The organism is Acidobacteriota bacterium (assembly GCA_012729555.1).
Lineage (GTDB): Bacteria > Acidobacteriota > UBA6911 > UBA6911 > UBA6911 > UBA6911.
The window spans coordinates 1-7,889 of sequence record JAAYCX010000007.1 but is presented as its reverse complement, the minus strand read 5'-3'; the positions used below and the strand labels follow the sequence as shown (position 1 = coordinate 7,889).

The 7,889-nt window shown below is 59.6% G+C and carries 12 protein-coding genes; all 12 read right to left on the bottom strand.

What is annotated here, in order from left to right:
- Positions 1-235, bottom strand: a 235-nt coding sequence (locus tag GXY47_00775) for a hypothetical protein (GenBank protein ID NLV29660.1), incomplete at its 3' end; no start/stop codon positions are given.
- Positions 228-1,019, bottom strand: a complete 792-nt coding sequence (locus GXY47_00770; protein NLV29659.1) for a hypothetical protein — start codon at positions 1,017-1,019, stop codon at positions 228-230. The genes GXY47_00770 and GXY47_00775, both read right to left, overlap by 8 nt.
- Positions 1,019-1,363: a hypothetical protein gene (locus tag GXY47_00765; protein NLV29658.1), complete on the bottom strand. Its 345-nt coding sequence runs from the start codon at positions 1,361-1,363 to the stop codon at positions 1,019-1,021. The genes GXY47_00770 and GXY47_00765 overlap by 1 nt, the downstream gene beginning before the upstream one ends.
- Entirely contained in the window at positions 1,324-1,818 is a 495-nt protein-coding gene (locus GXY47_00760) for a hypothetical protein (GenBank protein ID NLV29657.1), read from the bottom strand. Before GXY47_00760 ends, GXY47_00765 begins: the two co-directional genes overlap by 40 nt.
- Before the next feature lie 134 nt (positions 1,819-1,952).
- Complete coding sequence (locus GXY47_00755) at positions 1,953-2,186, bottom strand: hypothetical protein (protein ID NLV29656.1); 234 nt, start codon at positions 2,184-2,186, stop codon at positions 1,953-1,955.
- Entirely contained in the window at positions 2,170-2,583 is a 414-nt protein-coding gene (locus tag GXY47_00750) for a hypothetical protein (protein NLV29655.1), read from the bottom strand. Before GXY47_00750 ends, GXY47_00755 begins: the two co-directional genes overlap by 17 nt.
- 228 nt (positions 2,584-2,811) lie before the next feature.
- The gene (locus GXY47_00745; protein ID NLV29654.1) at positions 2,812-4,413 is read right to left on the bottom strand and encodes a DUF3987 domain-containing protein; all 1,602 of its coding nucleotides are present in this window, start codon (positions 4,411-4,413) and stop codon (positions 2,812-2,814) included.
- Positions 4,410-4,952 (bottom strand): hypothetical protein, encoded by a 543-nt coding sequence (locus tag GXY47_00740; protein NLV29653.1) that lies wholly within the window; start codon positions 4,950-4,952, stop codon positions 4,410-4,412. Before GXY47_00740 ends, GXY47_00745 begins: the two co-directional genes overlap by 4 nt.
- Before the next feature lie 10 nt (positions 4,953-4,962).
- On the bottom strand, positions 4,963-5,157 hold the full coding sequence (locus GXY47_00735; protein ID NLV29652.1) for a helix-turn-helix domain-containing protein: 195 nt from the start codon (positions 5,155-5,157) through the stop codon (positions 4,963-4,965).
- Between the two features lie 81 nt (positions 5,158-5,238).
- Positions 5,239-5,433, bottom strand: a complete 195-nt coding sequence (locus tag GXY47_00730; GenBank protein ID NLV29651.1) for a hypothetical protein — start codon at positions 5,431-5,433, stop codon at positions 5,239-5,241.
- Between the two features lie 109 nt (positions 5,434-5,542).
- Positions 5,543-6,229 (bottom strand): hypothetical protein, encoded by a 687-nt coding sequence (locus tag GXY47_00725; protein NLV29650.1) that lies wholly within the window; start codon positions 6,227-6,229, stop codon positions 5,543-5,545.
- A gap of 153 nt (positions 6,230-6,382) precedes the next feature.
- On the bottom strand, positions 6,383-7,585 hold the full coding sequence (locus tag GXY47_00720) for a site-specific integrase (protein ID NLV29649.1): 1,203 nt from the start codon (positions 7,583-7,585) through the stop codon (positions 6,383-6,385).
- Between the last annotated feature and the right edge of the window lie 304 nt (positions 7,586-7,889).

Genomic DNA, 7,889 nt, shown 5'->3' with positions numbered 1-7,889 from the left:
GCTCGGCCCTGGCCCGGGCAACCTCGGCGTCCAGCGCCTCGATTCGCGCCTGGGGAACGCCGTCGCACAGGCTCCCCGCCGCGTGACGGTGAAGAGCTGCGAGTTCATAATCGGCGTGCGCCTGGTCAATCCGGGGCTGCGCCTCCTGGCGCTTCCGTTCGGCCTCCGCGAAGGCCCGATGGAGTTTTTCCGATTGGGCGAAATCGCCCGCCGTGCAAAGAGTGCTATCAGACATTGTGATTTCCTTTCTGATTGATTGTTAGATTTTGCCAAACGGGGTCTTGATCCACGGCTCCCGCAAGGTCCGATCCAATTTGCTCATTCCGGCCAGCCTCAGCCGTTCGCGCTCCTTTTCTTCCCGCTCCCGATCCCGGCGCTCCGCCTCCAGCCCCGCGAAGTACGCCTCCATTTCCGCCCGCTCCGCCTCCCGCGCCAGCCTCCACGCCCGGAGCCGGTGCCAGTTCTGCAGCCGCCGCCATGGCTCGGATGCGAGCCGGAGAGCGCGGGAACCAGCCTTCCAGATAACTTCCAACCTCATCCTCATTGACGAAATCCTCCGCATGAAGGCGGTTGGCCAGTTCGAGCAATGCCGCCCGATACCAGCGCCGCCGGAATAGTCGATCAATCGCCTTTGCCAGCCGGTCGAGCCGGTCGGGTGCGGCCGCCGCCGTGTCTCGATTCCGTTCCTCGTCGCTCTCTCCTTTCGCCCACGCCTCCCGTGCCGCCTCTGGTGAATCGAGCGGCCCGCAAATCCCGCCGCCGTTCTCGAACACGGCGACCGCAGACCGCCTACCCCCCACCAGGAACGCAATAATCGCGTGCCCCGCCTCGTGAACGGAGGTGTGCTGCCTGGTGGACCAATGAGGGGTGAAGCCGGACTCGCTGGCACTGTGGGCTGCAACATCCCCGGCGATCAAAATCGCTGCCGGTCGCCGGAGCGTGCGCCATACCTCAGGGGTCCGCTCCAGGGCGAGCCGGTAAACGTCAGCCGGACAGGTCGGGTTGCCGTCGGCGTCCATTATTCGGCCCCCGACTGGCGCAGGATTGCCGACCATACCGGCTTCAGATCGAAATCCCAGTATTCATCCGCCCGATTCAGGACCATCAGGCCCAGCGCCGGAGACGGGTTCGCCACCACAAAGTCCACAATCTTCTGGAACCGGTTCAGGACCTCGCCCCAAGGCTTGAGGATGTCGCATAAATCGCCCGTGCGCCGATACCTTTCTTGCACCAGGCTACCCGCAGCGTAGAAATCCATGAGGAGCCGCTGCGCTTCCTCTGCCGGTGGAGCCCACGCCCTCATGGCTGCATTCGCAATCGGCGCTACTTCTTCCGCGACAATCTTTTTCTTTTCATTTCGCATTTAGGTTTCTCCTTCAGAATGCGGCCCGACGCCAATTCCTCCAGGCCGCGATAGATGCTGTCCTGCACAAACTGCGACTGCTCCGGGGTGAGACTCAGCCGGATCTCGATCTTGCGGATTGCCTGCAGCCAAATATTTTTAGCTCCCGTATAAATCCGGCCCAACAATTCGCGCATCTCCTCGGCGTCGATGTAGCGGCCCCGGAGAATGTCCAGTTGCATTTCCTTAATCCCGGCCTCCGCAACCATTGATCGGGTCCGGGCCTCGTTGTAGCTCTCCCCCGGCTTGGATCGGGCCAGGATGTTCTGCGCGATCCATGTCTGCGCCTGCTCCGGGTCGATCAGGCCGTCCTGCAAGGGCATCCCGCTTTTAACGTAGCGGTCCACCATTTGCCGGGAGACTCCCTGCGCCGCCGCGAAGTCGGCCCGCGATAGCAGTTGATTTTTCTTTGTCAATGTCCTACCCTCAGATGTGGTCCCCGGTGGCAACCGGCAACCTGATTTTTAACGCTGTAGCTAGAGAAAGTGTGAGGCTGCCCAACCCTCGGCTTGTACCCCCCACCAAGGACCCGAAAGCCCCCCCCCTCCCCCTAATGCACACTCCATGTCTCCCCGATCATCACCTGGTCGCCCTCGACCCAAACCCTCGCCTCGCCGCACAAGATCATCTTCAGGGCCAGGTAGTGCCGCATCCCCCGCTCGGCCCATCCAATGAGCGCCTCGATCTCCCGCTCACCTACCGGGCCGTCTGCCGCGTCTGCGAGTCGCTTGGTCAGGACGTCTACTTCTGCCGCCGTCAGGAGGCCGTCATCCGATGAGGTCATGTCGCACCACCTGGTCGGCTCGATGAATCATCAGGGTGACGGTGTGGCCCGGGCTGTAGGGGCTGTGAGCGAATAGCTCGACGGCCAGCCCCAACCCCCGGCACTCGTCCCGGAATGCAGCCAGGTCGTCCAGGTCCACGTTGTAGGGTTCGGTCGTCAGGACGCGGTAGCCCTCCGGCGTGCGCCAGATTCTGGTATGGTCGAATATGCGCCGCCCGTATCGGGTGCAAATGCACTCCGGGACCTTGCGCCCGTCAGCCTCATAGCATCGCTTCCCGGCCACTACCCGGGGGCATTGGGGCACGGTGCCCCGCTTCCACCCCGGGAAGACGTCGATATATCGTTGCTCCTGCTGGCGGGATTGCTCCCGCACCATGGTCAATATGTTGCCGACCATTGTCTCCCCCATGGGTTTTGGCCATTACGGCCATATTGGCCGATAAACTGGCGCTGATTGAATTTTGGGTATTTTGGGTATTTTGGGAGGCGATAGCCTCCGCAGGAAAGTCTGCCTGTGACCCTGTATTGTATTTTTACTAATATAATATAAGGTCTAAAATGGCTATCAAGCCTAGTTACCCAGAATCCCCAATATCCCCAAAATTCGGATTGACATTAAAATCCCCTACCCAATATCCCCAATATCCCCAAAATTCGGATTGACCTCGAACACCCTGCTTGGGCGTCCGGGTCCGGCGGCAGGCCGTTGACCCTCGCGGATGTAGCCTTGTGTCACCAGGAAGGCGAGGTGCGGATCCATGTCGGCTGCCGTGCTGTATCTCCCGCGAAGTGCCTGCCATGCTTCCCGCTTGGTGAATGTCGCCAGCCCCTCCCGCTTGATCCAAGACAAGATTCTCTTCGTAGCCTCGACCACCGGGTCTGCCCCCATCGTTCCAAAGGCGGCAATGGCGTGCGGGATGAGGTACTCCCCGATCTTGATCGCTCTATGCAGGATTTGGTCTGCAACGGGAATATCCCAGGGCTTGTCCCGGTCGGCAGTTTCCGCGAGGTGTATCAGTGCTGCGATTCTGGCGATGGCGCCGGTCAGTTTGCCCGCCCAATCCGAGATGAATCCAAGTTCACCTAATGGTTCAAGTTTCGGCTCCAAAAACTCCATGAAGGCAAGGACCGTTTCCCTGGCGCAGTCGTCCAGGCGCAGGACGTAGGCGGAAACGTCCCCGCTGGAGTCGACCGACATCGGCAGGGCCAGCAGATTGGTGATCGCCTGGTTGTAGGCGGCAAGGGTCATCCCGGGAATCGTCGGGGGGTCGGCCCGCCGGTGGCCGAGTCTGCTCTCGGGAAGGGAATAGAGAAACCTCGCCAGCAGACCCTTTCCCCGGAATCCGGGCTTCCCGGCCAACCCCTCAATCACCTCCGGCTGAACCGCCAGCCCAATAGTCAGTGCCGGGTCGTGGATATATTCGGGTGGCCGTCCTATGCGATTGACCCGGAGTTCATCGCCGCTGTGACCCTTCAAGAAGACATTGAGATTGGGGCTCTTGTTCGCGGAGTACCGCCCGCCCATGATCTCGAAGAGGTCACCCTCAGCACTCATTAGCGCCATGCGCCCGTGCTGCGTGCTCAAAAGACTTGCCAAACTCTCTGGTGAGCAATCGTCGGCCAGAAATTGCGGGTAAGCGGGTATGCGAAGGGAATCAAGCTCGACCGCCATGTCCTCCGCCGCAGCAGTAAGGGACGCCCTCTTCGCCGGATCGGACGCCTTGGCTGCGATTTCCTGCGCCTTGACAAGCGATTTTTCGAGAACCTTGTACCTGGTCGTACCCCTGGCGATCTCCGGCGCGATACCCTTGGTTTCGGCTTTCTCGAACGCCTCGATTGGCTCAAGCATCGCCTTGAAGACCGCAGATTTCCGGTTTCCGCTTGGCAGGGCCGTAATCGTGTACAGGTTCAATGGCTCTACGAATCCCGGCTTGATTTCAACGACGATCTTCTTGGCGCAGGCCGCGCCCATGACCGCAAGCGAAAGCATCGCCGCAAGGTCAACGGGGGTTTGGGTTGATGTTGCCAGCGCCGAAACGTACTTGCCTATGCTCTCCGGCAGGGCATCAACCGGGAACCCCGGGAGATTGGAATCGAAAAACGGAATGGGCTCGTCCCATGCTTGGGGTTGATCGACCGGCTCCACCCCATCGGTTTGTGCCGCTTCGCACCCCAACGCCATTTCTTCTGCTGTCGTCATCTCGCAGGCGCCCACTTGCATCGTCATTCCACCACCCCTTCCAATGCCCGATACGCTTCCAATTGTTCCCACGGTCGCCCGATCAACAAGTCGTGCAGGCGCTCGATCTCGTCCAATGGCGTCCCGCTGTAGGCGACCCCCAACAACCCCCATCCGAGCTGGTCCTCGGGGTCATTCTCCAGCCTGCGACGGGCGTATAGCTCGATGCGGCTGCGGTTGTAGTACTCCTCGCGCAATTCGCGGCCCCGCCGCTTCGCCCACGCCCGGAGTCCATCCTCCGCCCGTCGCTTCTTCACCACTGCCGGATCCGGCGCCGGGGGTCGGCCAGGTTCCAGCCCGAAAAACCGCAGGGCCGCCTTGAAATCGCACCCCAGTGTCTTCATGACGTAGGAGAGCTTGTCGCCGCGCTCACCGCAGGCGAAGCAATAGAACACCCCCCGGTCGTCGTCGGCGGAAAACCCGGTACTGCTGCCGCAGGAAACACACCCGCCTCGACCCCTTCTTAAAAGAGGTGCGTCTACCCGGCGAGTGATTGAATCCCAGGATTCACTGATATGAACGGCCACTAGCTCCCCCTTACGCGCAACGGACCCGATGCGAGTCCAACCACTGATCCAGGTCGGCGACGTCGTACCGGATCGCCCGCCCGATCTTCAGAAACGACGGCCCCTGGCGCTTCATCCGCGCGAGGCGCATCCACGGGCGCGACATCCCGATGTAGATCGACGCCTCGGTCTCAGTCAGCCGCTCCCGTCTGCTGCTGCTATCCATGATTCCCCTTCCGGGCACAAAAAAACCCGGGCCGCTTATGCGGTTCCCGGGTCGTGGTCCCCTGATTGACTGATTAAAAGCCTAGTCGATTGCCCCTTTTTTGCTGCTGGAGGCGCGCCGCTTTGCTGGCGGGCGCTCCGTGATATATGCAGCCCGATACAGCTCGCGCGAGATCAGCCGCTGAATCACCGCGACGATCTCCGGGCTGCTGGAGGTCATGATCGGGACAAGTTCCCCCTCCCCGCCTCGGTCGTAAACCACCACAGTCGCCGCCATGTCGTTCCTCCAAATAAAAAGGGCCAGCGTTTCCGCTGACCCGAAAAAAGCTCCCTACTTATAGACCAATAAATCGCAAATATAACTTTTTTGCTCTAATCCTTAGATTCTAATGCACTTTGAGTTCTTGCTCCCGCCGATACAAGCTCTCGCAGTTCCGGCAGAACGGCGGATTCTCCCCATGCTCCTTAATGTAGTCGCGGCCCCACCCGGTCAACCCATGCGTATCGGCGAAGTGGGTTAGTTGCCGTTGTACCCGGTCGTGGGGTCCAATAAGATCCTGCTCCGCCAGATAGAGTTTTATTTTCATGGATTTCATTGCCTTGCTTATCGCCGGTTGTGTCCTTTTGAGTCTCTCGGCTATTTCGCTCTGCGATAATCCCCGCTGCCACAAGGGGCAGACCTCTTTTTCTGGCCGCGTCAAGTTGGCCGATTGCTGTATGGCGTCGCGGAGTAATAACAGGACGCCCCTTGCGCCCTCAGGTCCATATTGATCGTCGCTTTTGCGCTTAATGTAATCTTCGAGTTTCCGCTTATATTCGTCAGCGCGACGGCCAGCGGCCCGCCGGAGGATTTGGTACTGTTCGACGAATTGGGGCCCCAATACGGGATCTCCGCTGTATTCAAAAATGCCATTTGCTGCGTTTTCGATTTCCGCCGCATGGATTAGCTCTGAGTATTTCGGGGTCCGGCTTTCGTTGTTCTGTGGGGCTGTACGGACCTGGCGCCTTACCCGCTTATATTCCTCGGCCTGGATTTGTTCATCGGAGAACGTTGGTATTTCGGTGCGCGCCATAACCCCTCCCACAAGGTTTCCCACTTTTGGATCGCCGCAGGCCCGGGTGGGAGACCGGGCTTTTCGGTAGCTAACCTAGCGGCATGGTTCCTTTATATCACAAAGCCCTTTACGCCCACCCCCAAAAAATGGGGAAAATTTTCAAATTATTTTTCATCCTCCCAATTTTGCCACTACTTCCGCCAGCTTTCCCGGCATCAGATGGCTATATCGTAACGTCATCGCGATGGTGCTGTGTCCTAGCAATTCCCGGATGCTGTTTAGGTCGACCCCCTTCATTGCCAGCCTTGACGCGAAATCGTGCCGGAGGTCGTGGAAGCGGAAGTTTTCGATCTTGGCATCCTTCATCAACCGGCGCCAACTGCTGTTGATGTTATCCATCCTCCCGCCATTATCGGCAGGGAAGACCAGGTCCCCGCCCGGGTTCTGCTTGCGCCAAAGGGTCAGGGTTTCGAGCGCCTCATCATTCAGCGGAAGGTGCCTACTCTGGCCGGATTTGGCCGTCGCCCCGGCAATAGTCAGGAGCCGTGCCGCGAGATTGACGTCCGTCCACCTCAAATTGAACAGTTCGCCCCGCCGCATCCCGGTATTGAGCGCCAGGAGCACCATGGGCATCAAATGATCCGTGAAGGTGCCATGCTCGGGGAAAACCTGGAACCCCCGTACCTGGCGCCACTGATTGAAGGACGTCCGCTGCTTCCGGCGCTTGTCCTCCCGGGCGTCGAGCGCTTCCCGGAGCCGCCCGGATTCCTCGGGCGTCAAGTATCGCACCTTCCCCTCGCTGTCCACCTTGCTGCGTTTCACCTTCCGCATGGGGTGGACGTCGATTAACCCCCAATCCATCGCCCGGGTCAGTGCGGCGCGCAGGACGTCCAGGTCGTGGTTGACGGTGATCGGCTTCACCCCCGCTTTCAGGCGCGCGGATCGGAAGCGCTCAATGCTCCAGCCGTCGATCTCTGACAGCTTCTTGCTCCCCAGGCAGGGGTAAAAGAGCGCCAGCCGGCGCAGGGTCTCCCCCGGGCTCTTCTGGTGGGAGGTGATCCAGGCAGCGTAGCGATCCCTCACAAAGGATTCGTAGGTGAAAGCCTTCGCCTTCCTTCGCTCCTTCATCGGATCGGCCCCCAGGACGGCGCTTGCGAGGTATTCGCGCGCCTTCTCCCGGGCTTCGTCCAGCCTCAAAACGCTGGTTTGCCCCACGGTGATCCGTTTCCCTCGCCCATACTCCGCGATATAGGCCGTGACGCCGGACGGCTGAACCCGGAGAATGAACCCCGGGGTTTCCGTATCCCGGACCTCAAATGCTTTCGCCTTTGGCTTGACGCGCTTCACGAAATCCTTGGTGATTCTCGCTTTCATAATGGTGCCTCCCGGTTCGGGGTTTTGGCCCGTAAGTGCACGGTAAGTGCAGGAAAATTATATTTCCATATACCGGGATAAACAACCGGAAAACAAATGGTGCTTGTTAAGGCTTGGTAATGTGTGGTTTATGGCCCATGAAGGTTTATGGTTGTTTCTGGTGAGATAGAAAAAAAACGGTCTTACACACCGGGGGCCACTGGTTCAAATCCAGTACCGCCCACCACTTGCAACCAGGAAAAATCAGGTTCAGGTCTTCGGGCCTTTTGTCGCCCGGGCGGGAGTCCGGGGCTCAGTGGACGAG